Below are 18,483 nucleotides of genomic sequence, written 5' to 3'. Positions count from 1 at the left end.
AGCTTTATCCTTTTAAGTTATTATTCAGCACTGTCTTCATCAGATGCATTAGGACCTTGATGGCCTGTTACATTAAATGGACGAGCTGGAACAACGGTTGAAATGGCATGTTTATACACCATTTGGCTTACGGTGTTTTTAAGCAAAATAACGAATTGGTCAAAAGACTCAACTTGTCCCTGTAGCTTAATTCCGTTTACTAAATAAATTGAAACGGGTACACGCTCACGACGTAACGCGTTTAAAAATGGATCTTGTAAAGATTGCCCCTTAGCCATTTTTTATTTCCTTTTTCTTTTAAAATACAAAATTAAAATTTTATTGTTTAGTTTTTAGTATTATACAGTAACAGCTAATTAGCTAGCGGCTTTCTCGCATAAGTGTAACTAAATTCCTTTCATCGCCACTTTCAAGCCATTGTATATCAGGCCAGCTTCTTAACCATGTTAATTGACGTTTGGCTAATTGCCTAGTAGCAGCAGTCGCTTTTTCGACCATAGTCTCATGGTCAAATTCATTATCAAGATATTGCCAACACTGTCGGTAACCGACACAACGCATTGAAGGTAAGTCTAAATGTAAATCACCTCGCGCCTTGAGTTGGGCAACTTCTTGTTCAAAACCTTGTTCTATCATAAGTAAAAAGCGTTTGGCAATTAACTCATGTAATACTTTTCTGTCAGTAGGCGCAATGGCAAATTGCACTACATCGTAAGGTAATTTTTCTGACTTAGTCTGAGTTAGCTCAGTCATTGTTTTACCTGTGATGTGAAAAACTTCTAGCGCTCTAGATAATCTTTGCGGATCATTTGGGTGAATCCGCTCACCAGCAACAGGGTCTATTTCACAAAGTTGCTTATGTAATGCATCCCAACCTTGGGCGTCCGCTTGCTGTTGAATTTGCTGACGAATAGCTTCATCCGCTGCAGGTAAAGGTGATAATCCTTCTAAAAGCGCCTTAAAATACATCATGGTTCCGCCAACTAATAGCGGGGTTTTACCTTTAGCAATAATTCTTTCAATTTCAATTAAGGCATCTTTTCGAAAGTCTGCAGCAGAATAACTCTCACTTGGGTCAATAATATCGATTAATTTATGAGGCGCCTGAGCTTGTTCTTCAGCCGTTGGTTTGGCAGTGCCAATATTCATATCACGGTATATTAATGCCGAATCTACTGAAATTAGCTCGCAATTATGTTGCTGAGCCATTTGAATCGCCAGTGATGTTTTACCTGAAGCTGTCGGTCCCATTAAAAAAACGATCTTGGGACGCTCAAAATTATTCACTTATATCTTCAACCCATTGTTGCCAAGGCAAGGTTTTGGCCTCGGCTAAAATTGTTTCTTTTATCGTATCTTCTAACAGACAAAACTTTTGCCAAATAGTTTGCGCTGACGCAACTTGATCGTTCGAATGTTGAGCAACCCATAATGCAAGCGCTTCATTATTGGGTGGTGTTGCTTCCATCCACTGCAATAATTCGGGAATAATGCTAGCAAGCTGGCTGTCTCTTAAGTATGGGGGCACTTTTTTAATTATCAACTGCCCATATCGAATTGTTAGTTCAATACCGAGTTGGCGTAAAAGTTGTTCATTAGTTGCAATCGTTTCTTGCCAATGAGCATCAACTTTGACTGAAACGGGCATTAACAAGGGTTGGCTAACCAGTCCCGTAGCTAATTTAGCCAACACTTCCTGCTGGATAACCGTTAACAACACCCGCTTGATAGACATTAATCTTAGTTCATTTTCTGTCACTATGACCCAATACTGTTGATTCAATACTTGAGGCATATCTGCAGTATAAACATCATTAAGCGACTTATCCGCCATGGCACCGTTATGACTAACTAATGGCACATCAACCTGTAATAACTGCCCATAAGAGTCGATTGCCGATTTAGAAATAGACTGACCTGTGGACGGGACATATTGTGTTCGGCTAGAGCTTGAATCTTTAATTGAGCTATCATAACGCGTGGGTGAACTTGAAGAGTACCCACCAAACGAATGGTTTGACTGGCCAGGCACCTGCATACGGCCAAACTCACTAATACTGTTATGTCTTACTTGATGGCTAGATGACCCAGTGCCACTATTGGAGGATGTCTCTAGTTCAAAATGGCGTTCACCGTATTGTATGTTAGATGATTGTACGGTAGATGCGGGGTCATGTTGACCACTGCCAATTTGTTCAGCAGCAATACTGTTATCCCGCTCATTTGCTGAATTATCAACAGTGGGCAATACTTGATGAATTTGTATTAGTGCTGACTGCAAAGCTTGTAAAATAAAATCATGAACATAGCGTGACTGATGAAAACGCACTTCATGTTTAGCAGGATGAACATTCACGTCTACTTGATGTGGGTCTAACGACAGCATCAACACATAGCCAGGTAGGTGCTCAATTCCTTGCTCAGCAAAAGCTTGTTTTACCGCATGATTGACCAGCTTGTCTCTCACTAACCGGCCATTGACATAGAAATAATTACTGTCGCTGACCACCGTATCAAATGGGGATTGAAGATACCCTTTCAGCGACAGTCCATCGTGCTCACAAGCAACGTTTAGGGCATTTTCAGCAAACTGACGACCACAAATTTGGCCCATACGTTGCTGATGTTGAATGTCAGTATTTGCGGGTCGATATTGCCTTACCTGTTTGCCATTATGCGTTAGGGTAAAGTGAATATCTGACCGTGCAATGGCAATACGTTTCAACCATTCATCAATATGACTAAATTCTGTTTTATCGCTTTTCAAAAAGCGTCTTCTGGCAGGCGTATTAAAAAACAAATCAACCACTTCAATGGTTGAACCTTGCGGATGGGCTGCGGGGGTCACTTTAACATCCATTTGCGAGCCTTCTGCGAAAGCTTGCCACGCCTCTGTTTGTTCGGCCGTTTTAGAGGTTAACGACAGTCGCGCGACAGAGCTAATACTTGCTAATGCCTCACCCCGAAAACCAAAGCTTAAAATGGCCTCTAAGTCATCTAAACTATGGACTTTAGAAGTTGCATGTCGAGATAACGCTAAGGCCAACTCTTCTTTAGGAATACCTGCGCCGTTGTCTCTAATTCTGATTAACTTACTGCCACCACGTTCGATATCGATATTAACTCGTGTTGCACCTGCATCTAGGCTATTTTCAACTAATTCCTTTACCACAGATGCGGGGCGCTCTACCACTTCGCCAGCAGCGATTTGGTTTGCAAGTTGAGGTGGAAGTAGTTGAATAGCCATGTTTATACTCTCGGGATCACCAAGTTTTGCCCAATACGCACGACATCAGACTTTAAGTTATTAGCTTTTTTTATTCCTGCGACAGAAACACCATATCGTCTAGCGATAACCGATAACGACTCTCCAGACTTCACTTTATGTTTTATATTTGATCGCTGAGCAAAAAGAGTACCTGATGGCGGGCTGGCTTCAAAATAACGCACCACACCTCGATGAATCGCATCGGCTAATTTCTGTTGATGATTACGATTTAACAGCAACTTTTCTTCCGAAGGATTAGAAATAAAGCCTGTTTCAATCAAAATCGAAGGAATATCCGCCGCTTTCAGCACCGCCAGACTCGCAGCTGCAGGGGAGCGCTTATGCAAGTGAGTGACACTGCCTAAATCAGTTAAAATATCTTTTGCGATATCGTTACTCATTACCATCGAATTGTTTTTTTGCATATCGATAAGCGTTTGTACTAAATACTTTTCCACGTCAGAATTTTGAATAATATCGCCGACTCCACCTAATAACTCAGAGTGTTTTTCGGTGTGTTCTAATAAACGACCTAATTCACTATCTGCGCGACTCATCGATAATACCCATGCAGAGGCTCCCCTAGGTTGAGGAGAAGTAAATGCATCAGCATGAATAGACAACAATAAGTCTGCCTTATTTCTTCTGGCTAGTTCTGAACGGCGGTTTAAATCAACAAAGTAATCTCCAGTGCGCGTCATCACCGCTTGCATACCCGGAGTCGAATTAATCTTGTCTGCCAAGCGCTTTGCGATAGCTAAAACAACCCTTTTTTCATAAGTCCCCGATGGTCCGATAGACCCTGGGTCTTCTCCACCATGACCTGCGTCAATAGCAACAATAATGTCTCGGTTAGTGTCCGTTGATTGGGTTACTGTTTTTGATCTTGCTTCTGCACTAAAAGAATCATCCAAATCAACCACCAAACGATTGCCATAAGGGGCGGTGGGAGGAAGCGTGAATAAGTTAGATTTAGTCGCTTTGGTTAAATCTATAACGATTCTTAATGTGCCTTTAGCCGGCGGTTTGCTGGTTCTGATACGTTTAATGAGTTTACTATTATTATTAACGTTATCTAACTTCACCTTATTCTTGGTGTTTTTAATATCCACCACCAAACGGTCAGGCTCAGTTAAGGTAAAAGAATCATATTGAGGCGAGTCAGACAGATCAAATACAACCCGAGTAGACTCAGGCGCAGCCCAAACTCGAACGCTATCGAGATCATTGGCACTATTCGCATTAAACGATGCACACAGTAGTACCCAAAAGGTCAGTGAAAATATGGCTTTATGTAGAGTCATTATTATTTTAGTTTAGTTAATATTGTTTGTCCGAGAGTAGACTCGGCACTAATGGTCATTTCTCGCTGATTATCTTGATAACTTAAATGGATATGGAGGTCAGCTGAAGGCAAACAATCTTGTCCATGTTCAGGCCATTCAACAATACAAATACTGTTTTGATTAAAGTAATCACGAATTCCCATAAACTCAAGCTCTTCTGGGTCTGCAACACGATATAAGTCAAAATGAAAAACATCAACATTCGCTAATTCGTAAGGTTCAACCAGTGTATATGTAGGGCTTTTTACCGCGCCTTCATGCCCAAGAGATTGAATAATACCACGACTTAACGTGGTTTTTCCGGCACCTAAATCTCCTGTTAAAAAAATGGTTAATGGTGGCGTGAGCCCTTGCGCAATAAGCTGCCCCATAGCTACTGTAGCGTGTTCATTTTCAAGATTTTTAACGATAGAAGTCATATTACGTAGCCAAATACTTCATAAAAGAAATTCAAACCGACAATATACCAGAGTTGTTACGTTAACTCCTACAGCTTGATGAGGCTTTTACAAATAAAAATGCCAACAAACTTTCGATTGTTGGCATCAATGAGACCGGGATAAAGCTAAAGTGTCAAAACCACGATAAGTTAAATATCATCCATCCGCAGTACACTATGCACTAAACGCTTTTGTTGAGTTTGTGCCACACGGATAACATCCTGCAATGCACTTTTTGCATCATTTGATGAAGTCAACTCTTCAGCTTTCTCAAGCAAACCAATTAAACGGTTTTCAAGATCTAGATGTAACTCTAAAACTTGCTCTTCATCCATGCTTGCAGGTAATACGGTATCATTACAACGCTTCAAAAAATCTTCAAATACAATATCTTGATACCATGTATCTAATATTTTTGCAGGGGCATCTTCAATATAACTTTCAAGCGTGTCATGGATATGTTTTTCATGCTGTTGAAAATACTCCAGCATCAATTTAACTCTTGAAGAGTCAGCATTAGCATGTAAACGCTTATATAACTTTCCCATATCTAAACGACATTTAGCTATGTAATCAAGTAATTCACTTAGTTGCTGAATACGCATATATCACTTCCTCGAATGTTGAGCTGACACTGTTAGATTTGTTGTTAACTTCATTATTATTAATTTTTATTAACAATTATTTGAACAAGCTCATACTTTTGAACTGTATTTACTATTTATATTAGAAAATGTTAAAGAATTGAGTTGTGGATCACCTTATTGATTTTGATTAAGTTTTAGGCAGTTAAGTAAGAATTAAGCATACTATTAAACGTTTTAAAACCAATGATAGGAACTTAGTTGCGATAAGGTGACTAAAACCACCGTACCACAACAAACCGATGACGACTTTAAGTAAGCTAAACTGGCTTGGAAAAAGAAAGGTATCGCGATCGGTAAGAAACACAAATGAGTTAATGTCGCAACTGAGGTATTGGAGATATTGGAGATATTTGAATTTTGGAGCGACATATCGGGTTCGAACCGATGACCTATACCTTGGCAAGGTATCGCTCTACCAACTGAGCTAATGTCGCTTCTTTGTGCTTCATTTTCACATTCAGCAAGGTATCGTCTATCAACCTGTGCCAACTGAGCTAATGTCGCATCTGAAATATTTAAAAATTGGAGCGACATATCGGGTTCGAACCGATGACCTATACCTTGGCAAGGTATCGCTCTACCAACTGAGCTAATGTCGCTTTTTTGTGCTTCATTTTCACATTCAGCAAGGTATCGTCTATCAACCTATGCCAACTGAGCTAATGTCGCTTCTTTGTGCTTCATTTTCATATTCAGCAAGGTATCGTCTATCAACCTGTGCCAACTGAGCTAATGTCGCTTCTTTGTGCTTCATGTTCATATTCAGCAAGGTATCGTCTATCAACCTGTGCCAACTGAGCTAATGTCGCATCTGAAATATTAAATTTTGGAGCGACATATCGGGTTCGAACCGATGACCTATACCTTGGCAAGGTATCGCTCTACCAACTGAGCTAATGTCGCTTCTTTGTGCTTCATTTTCACATCCAGCAAGGTATCGTCTTTCAACCTGTGCCAACTGAGCTAATGTCGCTTCTAAAAATAAAAATATTCCACTTTCTAGAACTCAGAGTTTGGTGCTCTGTAGAAAGTTGAGGCCGCATTATAGGTAATATTTATTCCTCTGCAACCTCTTTTTTCAAAAAATGAATCGTTTGCTTAAATTTTAAATACCTCTGCGCGATAAAACTGCAATTCTGCAATTGATTCTTTAATATCTTCTAAGGCTTGATGGGTATTTTTCTTAGAAAAACCATTCATCGTTTCTGGCTGCCAACGACGCACTAATTCTTTAATCGTGCTGACATCAATATTGCGATAATGGAAATAATCTTCTAATTCCAACATATATTTGTTTAAGAAGCGTCTATCTTGGCCAATGCTATTACCACACATTGGTGAAGCCCCTTTAGGCACATATTGAGACAGAAAATCAATAGTTAATTGAATGGCATCTTGCTCAGAGTACTGGCTTGCCTTAACACGCTCGATTAACCCCGACTCACCATGATGTTTTTGATTCCAATCATCCATTCCAGCTAAAACCTCATCAGATTGATGAATCGCTAAAACAGGTCCTTGGGCAATAATGTTTAGATCTTGATCTGTTACCAAGGTGGCAATTTCAATGATTCTATCAACCGCAGGCTCTAAGCCCGTCATTTCCAGATCAACCCAGATTAAATTATTAGCATCTATAGACATTTATTCGCCTTATTCTATCTATCGGCCTAAATTCAGGCTTTTTTGTTCCATTGGGTGTATCATAATCTTTTTAAGACACAAAAAAACACTTTTATTAATGAAGAACCGCCCGTGAGTAAAAAGAAACCCCTAAGCCAAGGCCAATTAAGGCGCATGCGTGCCAATCAATCAAAACGACTAAAGCGCAATGAATCCGCCCAGGAAAGTATTGATATTCAAGATCATTTACTCACACCTGAACAATCAGGCGTGGTCATTTCTCGCTTTGGCCAGCATGCCGATATTGAAACCCAAGACGGTACGGTTACTCGTTGCAACATTCGCCGAGCCGTAACAAGTTTAGTCACTGGTGACAAAGTTGTCGTTAGATTAGCCACAGAAGTTCAATCTGGTTCGAATATTGGCGGTATTGTTGAAGCGGTTCACCCTCGAACCTCGTCCCTAACAAGGCCTGATCTTTATGACGGCGTTAAAATTATTGCCGCCAACATTGATCAAATTCTCATTGTATCTTCAGTACTCCCAAGCTTTACCACCCAAATTATTGACCGATATTTAGTCGCTTGTGAAGATACCGGCATTGATCCGGTTATTGTATTGAATAAAATTGATCTTTTGGATGACCAAAACCGTCCTGAAATTGAACAAGCTTTGCAACGATATCGCGATATTGGCTACCCTGTTTATCAGCTTAGCAGCCATACAGGCGAAGGGACTGATGAGATAAAAAGCTTATTGAAAGATAAAGTCAGCGTTTTTGCTGGGCAGTCCGGTGTGGGTAAGTCTTCGTTAATTAACGCACTAATGCCAGAGGCTGACTTACTCATTGGCGACGTATCAGATAACTCGGGTTTAGGACAACACACCACCACAACCGCTAAACTATTACACTTTGCTAGCGGTGGTGACTTAATCGACTCTCCAGGCGTACGTGAGTTTGCCTTATGGCACTTAGATGCTCAACGAGTTGGCTGGTGTTTTATCGAATTTAGAGACTTTTTAGGTACTTGTAAGTTTAGAGACTGCAAACACGGTGATGACCCAGGTTGTGCACTGCAAGATGCCTTAAAGCAAGGTAAAATAGCGCAAGATCGCTTTAGTAATTACCAAAGAATTATTGCTAGCCTTGATGAACAACGTCACGCAAGACATTTCAGAGCCATTGACGATATATAAAACTACCTTGATAACTCGCTCAAGGTACAGTTACATCCAGATTAAATAAAGTAAGGGAACAAAATTGGATTCATTAAAAATTGCATTGCAATACATCATGCCAAAACACTTTTTATCTCGTTTAGTCGGTAAGTTTGCCGCGGCTGAAGCTGGCGCATTAACCACTGCTTTTATTAAGTGGTTCATTAAACAATACAAAATTGATATGTCTGAAGCGGCTAAAAGCGAGCCTGAAGCATATAAGACATTTAATGCATTTTTTACCCGTGAATTAAAAGATGGTTTACGCCCAATTAACGACCAACACGATATTATGGCTCACCCTGTTGATGGTGCGGTAAGCCAATGCGGCCCTATTGAAGCTGGCAACATATTCCAAGCAAAAGGTCATAGTTATACTTCTCAAGCTTTATTGGGTGGTGACAAAGCCGATGCTGACCGTTTTGATAAAGGGGATTTTGCAACCATTTATTTAGCACCAAAAGATTACCATCGTATTCATATGCCTATTAAAGGTACCTTGTCGAAAATGACGTACGTTCCTGGTGATTTATTTTCAGTTAACCCATTAACCGCACAAAATGTTCCTGGGTTATTTGCCCGAAATGAACGTGTTGTGGCGATATTCGAAACCGAAGTTGGCCCTTTGGCTATGGTTTTAGTGGGGGCAACTATTGTGGCTAGTATTGAAACCGTTTGGGCTGGAACGGTTACCCCACCTGGCGGTAAGCAAGTATTTAGCTGGGATTACCCAACAACAGGCCCTGATGCCCTCACCCTTGAAAAAGGCGCTGAAATGGGTCGATTCAAGTTAGGTAGCACTGTCGTTATGCTATTTGCTGAAGATGCCCTTAGTGATTTTGCCCAAGGCGTTGAGCCAGGCGAAACAACTCGTATGGGTCAAGCATTTGCACATTTAAACATTAAGTAGCCTTCATTGAGTAACGCAACTAACCGCACTGGGTTAATAGAAGTCCATCTTGCCGTACTGCTATTTGGTGGTACGGCATTATTTTCTAAATTAATTCCTTTAAGTGCCCTTAACATTACCTTTTTACGTTGTATTGTGGCGGCTGTGGTACTAGCTATATTAGTTAAAGCCAGTAAACAGGTGTTATCACTAAAGCATAAGAAAGATTATTTCATCGCCATCATTTTAGGCGTTATTGTCTGTAGTCACTGGGTCACCTATTTTGCTTCCATGCAATTATCTTCCGTTGCCATTGGAATGATTGCTTTTTTCACCTACCCCGTGATGACGGTGTTAATTGAGCCATTGATTAATAAAACTCAATTAAAATGGGTCGATATTTTTTCCGGTTTAGCCGTACTTTTTGGGGTGATTCTATTAATCCCAGAGCCTAACCTTGATAACGACATTACCCTTGGGATTATTGTTGGCGTTTTTTCAGCCATGTTGTTTACCGCACGAAATATACTGCATAAAAAATACTTCACCGACTACAGCGGCCCCCATGCCATGTTTTATCAAACATTAGTGGCGGTGATTTTCTTACTGCCATGGCAGGATGTCTCAACAGACGATTTAACACTTCACACTAGCGGTTTAATTATTTTACTGGGTATTGTGTTTACCGCTGCGCCCCATGCTTTGTTTACCTCAGCATTGCGCTATTTAAGTGCTAAGACTGTCGGTTTAGTGTCGTGTTTACAGCCTTTCTATGGGGCGGTGTTAGCGCTAATTATTCTTGGAGAACAGTTATCAATGCAAACTTTAATCGGTGGAAGCATTATTGTTGCCACGGCTATTTTTGAAACCCAACAGAACCATAAAAGAAACAAGCCATAGCCATACCATTGAAATAAAACCAAATTAGCACTGTAATGATGTTGTTTATTGACTTAGGAATACGCCATGCTCATTTTTGCCCATCGCGGTGCAAGTGGTTATCAACCTGAAAATACCTTAATTGCTATGCAGGCTGCACTGGATATGAATGTGCAAGCCATTGAGCTAGATGTTCATAATGTGGAAGGCCAATTAGTGGTATTTCATGATAGACGCTTAGAAGGTAAATCAAACGGTAAAGGGCTTATTCGACAATTGTCCTTCAGCGACTTACCTAAATTATCAGTAAAGCAGCAACCCATTCCTACTCTTTGGCAGGTGCTTGAACTGATTAACGGCCGTTGCATGGTTAATATTGAATTAAAAGGTGACGACACCGCATCTGCACTCATCAATCTTTATCCTAAAATTTTCACTCAGCTAAAATTTACTCATCAACAAATACTCATCAGTTCTTTCAACCACCCCTATTTAGCACAAATTAAACAGACTTGTGCTGATGCGTATGTAGCACCACTGCTAGGGGGAATTCCGCTAGACTTAGCTAAATGTGTCACAGACTTAAATGCCTACTCTGTACATTTAGATTTAAGCTTTGTTAGTAAAGCACTCATTGATGACGCTCACCAACGAGGCGCTAAAGTGTATGTTTATACTGTTGATAACGCAGACGATATTCGTGCTCTACAATCCATAGGGGTCGACGGTGTTTTCAGTAACTATCCAGACAAGGCCTTACAAGCGCTCAAGGGAAACCATAAGGACTATAGTGACTGGTTCGAATAATGATCATCTGTTAGCGTATTAGCGTATTGGCCACTGCTTATGTCAATTTATGACCTTAAAGGATTAACAATGCAGACCGTGGTAACACTGGAGAATATTCACAAAGGCTTCAAGGATGGCGAGGCTTTTCATCAAGTATTAAATGATGTCAACTTGCAGCTTCACCAAGGCCAGACAGTCGCCTTAACTGGACCTAGTGGCAGTGGAAAAAGCACCTTGTTGAACATCATAGCAGGCTTTGAAATACCTGACTCTGGCAAACTGCAGTTAGTCAATAGCCGTGCAGATCTCACTGACACTCAGCAATGGCAAGATAAACAATGGAGTGTGTTTCGAAGACGTGCTTTGGGAGTCGTTTTTCAGCAGTTTAATTTACTTACCCCACTCAATGTAAAAGACAATATTGCTTTTTCACTGTCTTTAGATAACCATAAATGGTCAAGTTGGTGCGATGAATTATGCCAACAACTAGGCTTAACTGCGCTATTAAATCGTCATGTTGAATCATTATCTGGCGGGCAACAGCAACGGGTTGCGATAGCGAGAGCATTAGCCCATAAACCCGCATTATTACTTGCCGATGAACCCACAGGGAATTTAGATGAGCAAGCTGGCATGCAGGTCATGAGTTTATTAACCCGTTTAGCCAAACAATCTAATACCTGCATTTTAATGGTGACCCACAGTGAGCAATGTGCTGAATTTATGCAAACTCGGTGGCACTTGCAGCAAGGCCAAATAGTTGAAACCCATAGTACGGCAAAGCACCAATGAAGCAATCACTGTTACTTAGCTATCGTTGCTTAACGGTTTTTGCCGCTCATTATCGCCAAGCGCCTATTCAAGCCAGCGCTATTTTAGTTGGAATAATACTAGCTGTAACACTATTAATTGGTATTAAAGCGACCAATGAAAATGCCATCAATAGCTATAGCCAGGCCACCGAACTGCTCAGCCATCGTGCTAGTGTTTATATTAACCCTGCCATAGATGCTGATATTGACGAGCAAGTTTACTTTGCATTATCGCAAGCGGGGATCAACAGTTTGCCCGTGCTAGAAGGGGTGGCGACAGGGCCAAATGGTCAAGGTTGGCAAGTTACCGGCAATGATATTGTTGCAGCGTTATCTGTCGAAACGGCACCTAAACAAACCATTCAAACCTCGCAACACAATACTGTTTTGTTTCAACACGATATTCCGTTATCTCAATTATTAGCCGGTTATCCTGCCATTATAATGAGTCAGTCATTAGCCGATCGCGTTTCTCCTAGTAGAATAGCAAGCCTAAATCAGACTGACTTAAACGTTATTGCTATTAGTGATGATGCTGGGCTAGGTAATGCTATTTTGGGCGATTTGTCACTAGTGCAAACACTACTAAATAAGCCTAGCCGATTAAGTTACATTGCGGTTTACCCCACCTTTGATACGCAATCTAAAACTAGCCTTATAAAACAGGTAAACCAAGCGCTGGTAAATGCCAATATTGATATCAGTCAGTTATCGATTCAGGCTGATGATGACGGAGCCTCTTTAAGTGCCCTGACAGATAGCTTTCATTTGAACCTTAAAGCAATGGGCATGCTGTCGTTCTTAGTGGGACTCTTCATCGCCTACAATGGCGTAAGATACAGCTTAATGAAAAGACAAAGCCTATGTGTTCAGCTTATGCAGCAAGGAGTTACTCGTAATAGCTTAATTATCTCGCTCGCGGTCGAATTAGTGGTATTGGTTATGATTGGCACGGCCTTAGGCTTTATTGTGGGCTTACAATTGTCGCAATGGTTACAGCCTATGGTTGCATTAACATTAGAGCAGTTATACGGGGCTAGATTAGCCCCTGGAATATGGCACTGGCAGTGGCTTTTTGAAGCGTTAAGCCTAACCTTATCTGCGGCATTTTTTGCCTGTATTCCTATGATTCATAGCCTTACTCGCACCCCGCTGGCGCAAGCCAGCTATAAACAACCTCAAGGCCAACGTTATCGTGCTTTGCACAAAAAACAATTCAATATTGGTTTAATACTGCTAATCACTAGCTGCACGTTATTTGCGTTTACCACACAATACCAATACAGCTTAATGCTATTAGGAGGGGTAACCGTCGCTATTCCGCTTATGTTGCCTCGATTATTATCGTTTTTGATGACGGCTATTGAACAAATTAATCTAACAGGCTTAGCGCAATACGCGATAGCTGAAGCCCGCCAAATTATTGCCCCATTGTCACTTGCTATGATGGCCATGTTACTGGCTATTTGTGCCAATATATCAATGAACACATTAGTAGGCAGTTTTGAAGTGACCCTAAAAAACTGGTTAGAGTCTCGATTACATGCTGATTTATATATACGACCCGGCTCGGAAAAAATGACCGATTTATCCGTGTTTCTAAAACAACACGACAATATTTCTGGCGTCTACAGCCAATGGACCGCCGACGCCCATATTCGCCAAGCTGACCAAACTCAACCCATTGCCATATCATTAGTCAGTCGCGACCTAGAATCACTTAAAACCACCACCGCATTGAAAGACAAAACAGCAAATTTTTGGCCTGAATTTACTCGCGGCAAACAAGTAATGATAAGTGAGCCGTTAGCAATCAAAAACGGCTTTAAATTAGGTGACAACATTAATATAGATAAAATCGCTTCCACACTGACCGTTGGTGCTATTTATTTTGATTACGGAAATCCAATGGGAGAGGCCATTATTAGCGATACATTATGGTTGCAGTCATCTCTGCCACCTACCCCCATTAGCTTAGCAGTTGATTATAACGGTGAGCTTACTGATTTAGAAAACCAGCTATCGCAATCTTTTGGCTTATCAAGCTCAGCGATGTATAGCCAACAAAAAATAAAAGCTGAAGCTATCACCATTTTCAAAAGAACATTCTCAATTACCTTGGTACTAAATAGCCTAACGTTAATTGTTGCTGCCATTGGATTGTTTAGCGCCGCAACCATGTTAACGCAATCTCGTTTAGCCCCATTAGCACGCTTATATTCTTTGGGCGTGTCGCGTAAACAGTTACAGCTTATGGCACTGGCTCAAATGCTAATCATGGTGTTATTAACGTGTGTCATAGCCATGCCGATGGGAGCCTTGCTGGGGTATTTAGTGATTAATAAAGTTACTTTGCAAGCCTTTGGGTGGAGTATTGCTATGGTCTGGGATTGGGCTAGCTATCTTCAAGTGGTATTTATATCAGTGATCAGTTGCATGCTTGCTGTTGCCCTTCCTCTATACTGGCAAACACGCAAACCGTTAATATCAAGCCTGCAGCAGGAGGCATTATAATGAGCCCACTCAATAGACTCTCAATGATACTTGTATTGACGACTCTATTGCTCGTTAGCGGGTGTAATCAAGCCCCCGAAGCTCCCCAAAGTATGGGGAAAATCATGGGCTCAAGTGCTGAGGGCTATACTGAAGTGGTTCAAGGTAAAAAGCTAACTTTTCCACTTGATCATCAAGCACATAATGATTTCAAACAAGAGTGGTGGTATTTAACCGCCAACTTGACGACTGAATCAGGTGAGCCGTTAGGTATTCAGTGGACTCAATTTAGAATAGCCTTATCAGCACCCAAGAACACTCAAGAGCAGACTTTACTATCACCTAATCAGTGGCAGACCAATCAGCTTTATACCGCTCATGCTGCATTAACCTCTACCCATAGTCACCAAATAGCTCAAAACTGGTCAAGAGGTCATCCACAACTAGCCTATACTCACACAGAGCCATTTACTGTCGCACTGAAAAATTGGCAGTGGCGCAGCAAATCTAACCAGATGTTTCCAGCAACGCTATCTGTTGATACCAAAGATTTTGCATACCAATTAACCCTCATCAGCGATACAGAGTTTCAGCTTCAAGGCGACCAAGGTTACAGTATTAAAAGCGCCGATAACTCGGTAGCTTCATATTATTACAGCCAACCTTTCATCAAAGTCACCGGCAGTATTACCCGCAATGGTAAACAGCAAAATGTACAAGGCGATGCATGGCTAGACAGAGAGTGGAGCTCTCAATTTCTGACAAAGTCACAGCAAGGCTGGGACTGGTTTTCATTGCGCTTAAATGAACAACAAACCTTAATGATATTTCAATTAAGGGGAACCGCAGAAAATCCAGCATTTTACAGTGCAAGGCTAATGAATAAGGACGGCACCGGCAGAAATATCAACAGCCGAGATAACCCAAATGATATTTCAATGACTCCAATAACCTGGACACAAACCGCATTAGGTAAGCACCCCACTGAATGGCAAATTAATATTGAAAGTGAACAGATTTCGCTTCATACCAAAGCGTTAAATCCTCAAAGTGATATGGCGCTGTCAATTGCTTATTGGGAGGGACCAATTTATTTCACAGGCACTCACCAAGGTAATGGCTATATGGAGCTCACAGGCTATCACTAACACGCTATTGCTACCGATTGATTGACTAAATTATCAACAAAAATGCAACAGAACTACCTCTAAGGTAATAATTACATTCAGAGTCAAAAGACGCTAACTCAAACAATAAGGGACTATTTTAACGAACCCAGTTTTATATGTAATCAACCTGTTATGCTTAAGTAAAACCTTACTAAACAAGCGTACTCTAAATCAGTTTCATCCTATCTAAAAAAATGGGATTTATATCACACCCAAAAATGTGATCTTGAACAACAATCAACCACTATACCTATTCAGGGGTATACCCTTACTTTCTATCCGGTTTACACTCAAAGATATTAAAAAAACCATCAGACACACCTGATTGTCAGATAACATCAAAACAGAGTGAGGAACACCATGAGCATTAGCCGTCGCGAGTTTCTAAAAGCCAATGCCGCTGCCGCAGCCGCGGGGGCTGTAGGCATGGCAATTCCGGTCAGCGTGGTAAACGCTGCGGAAGGTAAAAGTGATATAAAATGGGATAAAGCACCTTGCCGTTTTTGTGGCGTAGGCTGTAGTGTTTTAGTCGGCACCAAAGAAGGCAAAGTCGTTGCCACTCAAGGCGACCCAGAAAGTCCAGTCAACAAAGGCCTAAACTGTGTTAAAGGCTATTTCCTTTCTAAAATCATGTACGGTAAAGACCGTCTATCTTCGCCATTATTAAGAATGAAAGATGGTAAGTATGATAAAGAAGGTGAATTTACTCCTGTCAGTTGGGACGTCGCACTAGACACTATGGCGCAAAAGTGGAAAGAGAGTATCGCCAAAAAAGGTCCAACTTCTGTAGGTATGTTTGGCTCAGGTCAGTGGACGGTTTGGGAAGGTTACGCCGCAGCTAAATTACACAAAGCCGGTTTCCGTACCAATAATATTGACCCTAATGCTAGACATTGTATGGCATCAGCAGTAGCTGGCTTTATGCGTACCTTTGGTATTGACGAACCAATGGGTTGCTATGACGATATTGAAGCCGCTGATAACTTTGTCCTTTGGGGCGCTAACATGGCTGAAATGCACCCAATTTTATGGGCGCGTTTAACGGATCGTCGTTTAAGTCACAGTGGCTCAAGAGTTCATGTTTTATCGACCTTTGAAAACCGCAGTTTTGACTTAGCTGACAACCCAATGGTGTTTAAACCGCAAACTGACTTAGTTATTTTAAACTTCATTGCCAACTACATCATTCAAAATAATGGCGTTAACAAAGACTTCGTCACCAAACATACTAAGTTTGTGTTAGGTGTTGATGATATTGGTTATGGTTTACGTCCAGAACACCCATTAGAGCAAAAAGCTAAAAACCCCGGCAACGGCGGTTCAACCCCAATTAGCTTTGACGACTATGCTAAGTTTGTTAGCACTTATACTGCTGAATATGCATCTGAAATGAGTGGTGTACCAGTTGAAAACCTTATTGAGTTAGCTAAGGTGTATGCTGACCCAAATCAGAAAGTCATGAGCCTTTGGACAATGGGTATCAACCAGCATACCCGTGGTGTTTGGGCGAACAACATGTTGTACAACATCCACTTATTAACCGGTAAAATTGCCACACCAGGCAACAGCCCATTCTCATTAACCGGTCAGCCATCAGCATGTGGTACCGCGCGTGAAGTTGGTACATTTGCTCACAGGTTACCTGCCGACATGGTGGTTAATAACGATAAACACCGTCAAATGACCGAAAAGCTTTGGAACATTCCTGAAGGAACAATTCCTCCTAAGCCTGGTTACCATGCTGTTTTACAAAGCCGTATGCTCAAAGATGGTAAGCTAAATTGTTACTGGACCATGTGTACCAACAACATGCAAGCTGGCCCAAATATTAATGATGAAATTTACCCAGGCTTTAGAAACCCAGAAAACTTTATTGTGGTTTCAGATCCGTACCCAACGGTAACCGCTACGGCAGCTGACTTGATTCTACCCACCGCTATGTGGGTAGAAAAAGAAGGTGCTTACGGTAATGCTGAACGTCGTACTCATATGTGGCATCAGCAAGTTCCTGCGCCAGAAGGTTCTAAATCTGACTTATGGCAGTTAGTTGAGTTTTCTAAGCGTTTTAAAGTCGCTGAAGTATGGCCTGCTGAATTGATTGCCAAACAACCTGAAGTGGCTGATAAAACCTTGTATGACGTACTGTTTGCCAACGGTGAAATCAACAAGTTCCCGGTATCTGATTGTAAAGGCGACATGAACGATGAAAGCGAACACTTTGGCTACTACATTCAAAAAGGTATTTTTGAAGAGTATGCTCAATTTGGTCGTGGCAAAGCCCATGATTTAGATGCATTTGACAACTATCATGAAAACCGTGGTAAACGTTGGCCTGTAGTAAACGGCAAAGAAACTCTGCGCCGCTTCGTTGAAGGCAGTGACCCATATGTTAAAGCCGGTGAAGGGTTTAACTTCTACGGTAAGCCAGACGGAAAAGCGGTGATTTTTGCACTACCATTTGAACCTGCCGCAGAAGAGCCAAATGCAGAGTTCGATTTATGGATGTCTACCGGTCGTGTACTTGAGCATTGGCATACCGCGTCAATGACAGCACGTGTCCCTGAGCTACATAAATCTTACCCTGATGCACAAATATTTATGCACCCAGAAGATGCGAAGTCTCGTGGTCTAGCGCGTGGTGACGAAGTGATTGTGGCTTCTCCTCGTGGTGAAGTAAAAACCCGTGTTGAAACCAAAGGCCGTAACAAGCCACCTAAAGGTGTGGTGTTTATGCCATTCTTTGATGCAAGACAGTTAGTCAACAAATTATTGCTTGATGCAACTGATCCACTATCAAAAGAAACAGACTTTAAAAAGTGTCCAGTTAAAGTCATGAAAGCTTAATTAAACAACACATCACCATTACTGAGGCAAAACTTGTTTTGCCTCAAAATAGAATTTAAACATTCT

The 18,483-nt window shown here is 41.3% G+C and carries 15 protein-coding genes and 3 tRNA genes; 8 read left to right on the top strand and 10 right to left on the bottom strand.

Annotated features, from left to right (window positions below; all coding sequences use genetic code 11):
- Positions 1-20: 20 nt before the first annotated feature.
- The 10 genes from hfq to orn form a co-directional block, all read right to left on the bottom strand.
- Positions 21-278: an RNA chaperone Hfq gene (gene hfq, locus L2672_RS06005; protein WP_248994925.1), complete on the bottom strand. Its 258-nt coding sequence runs from the start codon at positions 276-278 to the stop codon at positions 21-23.
- 82 nt (positions 279-360) lie between these two features.
- Positions 361-1,287: a tRNA (adenosine(37)-N6)-dimethylallyltransferase MiaA gene (gene miaA, locus L2672_RS06000; RefSeq protein ID WP_248994924.1), complete on the bottom strand. Its 927-nt coding sequence runs from the start codon at positions 1,285-1,287 to the stop codon at positions 361-363.
- Positions 1,280-3,247, bottom strand: coding sequence for a DNA mismatch repair endonuclease MutL (gene mutL / locus L2672_RS05995; protein ID WP_248994923.1), 1,968 nt, complete (start codon positions 3,245-3,247; stop codon positions 1,280-1,282). Before mutL ends, miaA begins: the two co-directional genes overlap by 8 nt.
- A gap of 2 nt (positions 3,248-3,249) precedes the next feature.
- Positions 3,250-4,572 (bottom strand): N-acetylmuramoyl-L-alanine amidase, encoded by a 1,323-nt coding sequence (locus L2672_RS05990; RefSeq protein WP_248994922.1) that lies wholly within the window; start codon positions 4,570-4,572, stop codon positions 3,250-3,252.
- Between the two features lie 2 nt (positions 4,573-4,574).
- Entirely contained in the window at positions 4,575-5,033 is a 459-nt protein-coding gene (gene tsaE, locus L2672_RS05985) for a tRNA (adenosine(37)-N6)-threonylcarbamoyltransferase complex ATPase subunit type 1 TsaE (RefSeq protein ID WP_248994921.1), read from the bottom strand.
- 170 nt (positions 5,034-5,203) lie between these two features.
- A complete protein-coding gene (locus tag L2672_RS05980; RefSeq protein WP_248994920.1) occupies positions 5,204-5,659 on the bottom strand; it encodes a hypothetical protein in 456 nt (151 codons plus the stop codon).
- A 400-nt stretch (positions 5,660-6,059) separates the two neighbouring features.
- A tRNA-Gly gene (locus tag L2672_RS05975) sits at positions 6,060-6,135 on the bottom strand.
- Positions 6,136-6,224: 89 nt separating this feature from the next.
- Positions 6,225-6,300 (bottom strand) — tRNA-Gly (locus L2672_RS05970).
- Positions 6,301-6,528: 228 nt separating this feature from the next.
- Positions 6,529-6,604: transfer RNA gene (locus L2672_RS05965), tRNA-Gly, on the bottom strand.
- 195 nt (positions 6,605-6,799) lie between these two features.
- Positions 6,800-7,345 (bottom strand): oligoribonuclease, encoded by a 546-nt coding sequence (orn, locus tag L2672_RS05960; protein WP_248994919.1) that lies wholly within the window; start codon positions 7,343-7,345, stop codon positions 6,800-6,802.
- A gap of 111 nt (positions 7,346-7,456) precedes the next feature.
- Here orn and rsgA point away from each other — a divergent pair, with 111 nt between their 5' ends.
- From rsgA to napA, 8 genes are all read left to right on the top strand, one after another.
- Positions 7,457-8,521: a small ribosomal subunit biogenesis GTPase RsgA gene (gene rsgA / locus L2672_RS05955; RefSeq protein WP_248994918.1), complete on the top strand. Its 1,065-nt coding sequence runs from the start codon at positions 7,457-7,459 to the stop codon at positions 8,519-8,521.
- A gap of 64 nt (positions 8,522-8,585) precedes the next feature.
- The gene (gene asd, locus L2672_RS05950; protein ID WP_248994917.1) at positions 8,586-9,452 is read left to right on the top strand and encodes an archaetidylserine decarboxylase; all 867 of its coding nucleotides are present in this window, start codon (positions 8,586-8,588) and stop codon (positions 9,450-9,452) included.
- A 6-nt stretch (positions 9,453-9,458) separates the two neighbouring features.
- Positions 9,459-10,331, top strand: a complete 873-nt coding sequence (locus L2672_RS05945; protein WP_248994916.1) for a DMT family transporter — start codon at positions 9,459-9,461, stop codon at positions 10,329-10,331.
- 66 nt (positions 10,332-10,397) lie between these two features.
- A complete protein-coding gene (locus L2672_RS05940) occupies positions 10,398-11,117 on the top strand; it encodes a glycerophosphodiester phosphodiesterase (RefSeq protein WP_248994915.1) in 720 nt (239 codons plus the stop codon).
- Positions 11,118-11,186: 69 nt separating this feature from the next.
- Positions 11,187-11,891: an ABC transporter ATP-binding protein gene (locus L2672_RS05935; RefSeq protein ID WP_248994914.1), complete on the top strand. Its 705-nt coding sequence runs from the start codon at positions 11,187-11,189 to the stop codon at positions 11,889-11,891.
- Positions 11,888-14,425 carry an ABC transporter permease gene (locus L2672_RS05930; RefSeq protein WP_248994913.1) on the top strand — a complete coding sequence of 846 codons (2,538 nt, stop codon included), beginning with the start codon at positions 11,888-11,890 and terminating at the stop codon, positions 14,423-14,425. The genes L2672_RS05935 and L2672_RS05930 overlap by 4 nt, the downstream gene beginning before the upstream one ends.
- The gene (locus L2672_RS05925; RefSeq protein WP_248994912.1) at positions 14,425-15,552 is read left to right on the top strand and encodes a lipocalin-like domain-containing protein; all 1,128 of its coding nucleotides are present in this window, start codon (positions 14,425-14,427) and stop codon (positions 15,550-15,552) included. The genes L2672_RS05930 and L2672_RS05925 overlap by 1 nt, the downstream gene beginning before the upstream one ends.
- A 381-nt stretch (positions 15,553-15,933) precedes the next feature.
- The gene (gene napA, locus L2672_RS05920) at positions 15,934-18,417 is read left to right on the top strand and encodes a nitrate reductase catalytic subunit NapA (RefSeq protein ID WP_248994911.1); all 2,484 of its coding nucleotides are present in this window, start codon (positions 15,934-15,936) and stop codon (positions 18,415-18,417) included.
- The last annotated feature ends 66 nt before the right edge of the window (positions 18,418-18,483 follow it).

Source organism: Shewanella gaetbuli, assembly GCF_023284065.1.
In the GTDB taxonomy this organism is placed as follows: domain Bacteria; phylum Pseudomonadota; class Gammaproteobacteria; order Enterobacterales; family Shewanellaceae; genus Shewanella; species Shewanella gaetbuli.
The sequence above is the reverse complement of the archived record's forward strand: the minus strand, read 5'-3'. Positions and strand labels throughout refer to the sequence as shown.

Coding starts and splice junctions, on each gene's coding strand:
- hfq (WP_248994925.1), bottom strand. CDS start 278: ATGGCTAAGGGGCAATCTTTACAAGATCCATTTTTAAACGCGTTACGT.
- mutL (WP_248994923.1), bottom strand. CDS start 3,247: ATGGCTATTCAACTACTTCCACCTCAACTTGCAAACCAAATCGCTGCT.
- L2672_RS05990 (WP_248994922.1), bottom strand. CDS start 4,572: ATGACTCTACATAAAGCCATATTTTCACTGACCTTTTGGGTACTACTG.
- tsaE (WP_248994921.1), bottom strand. CDS start 5,033: ATGACTTCTATCGTTAAAAATCTTGAAAATGAACACGCTACAGTAGCT.
- L2672_RS05980 (WP_248994920.1), bottom strand. CDS start 5,659: ATGCGTATTCAGCAACTAAGTGAATTACTTGATTACATAGCTAAATGT.
- orn (WP_248994919.1), bottom strand. CDS start 7,345: ATGTCTATAGATGCTAATAATTTAATCTGGGTTGATCTGGAAATGACG.
- L2672_RS05940 (WP_248994915.1), top strand. CDS start 10,398: ATGCTCATTTTTGCCCATCGCGGTGCAAGTGGTTATCAACCTGAAAAT.
- L2672_RS05935 (WP_248994914.1), top strand. CDS start 11,187: ATGCAGACCGTGGTAACACTGGAGAATATTCACAAAGGCTTCAAGGAT.
- L2672_RS05930 (WP_248994913.1), top strand. CDS start 11,888: ATGAAGCAATCACTGTTACTTAGCTATCGTTGCTTAACGGTTTTTGCC.
- L2672_RS05925 (WP_248994912.1), top strand. CDS start 14,425: ATGAGCCCACTCAATAGACTCTCAATGATACTTGTATTGACGACTCTA.
- napA (WP_248994911.1), top strand. CDS start 15,934: ATGAGCATTAGCCGTCGCGAGTTTCTAAAAGCCAATGCCGCTGCCGCA.